The 255-nt window shown below is 63.5% G+C and carries 1 protein-coding gene; it reads right to left on the minus strand.

The genetic code is table 11. From position 1 onward, the window contains the following. A partial coding sequence (locus CN946_RS20930; protein WP_176547398.1) for a chemotaxis protein CheW occupies positions 1-211 on the minus strand: 211 nt, incomplete at its 3' end. Positions 212-255: the final 44 nt, after the last annotated feature.

The raw sequence follows: 255 nt of genomic DNA on the forward strand, positions 1-255 counted from the left end.
GAATGGTGCCGCCACGGATGTTCGCCACCCCACGCACCACCGGACTGGACTTGGGCATCACGGTCAGGCGCGGGCACTGCAGTACCTCCTTCACCTTGAACACGTTGATGCCGTACAACTGGCTGCCATCCAGCCGGAACAGCAGCAGTTCGAGACGATTCTGCCCAACCAGCTGCGTTCGCTGGTTGACCGAATCCATGACTCCGGCCATTGCGCCCCCTTCGTATCCGCCGTGCCGCCCTGGGCGGCAATCGG

The sequence above is a fragment of the Bacillus sp. AFS053548 genome, from assembly GCF_002575105.1.
In the GTDB taxonomy this organism is placed as follows: Bacteria; Bacillota; Bacilli; order Bacillales; family Bacillaceae_G; genus Gottfriedia.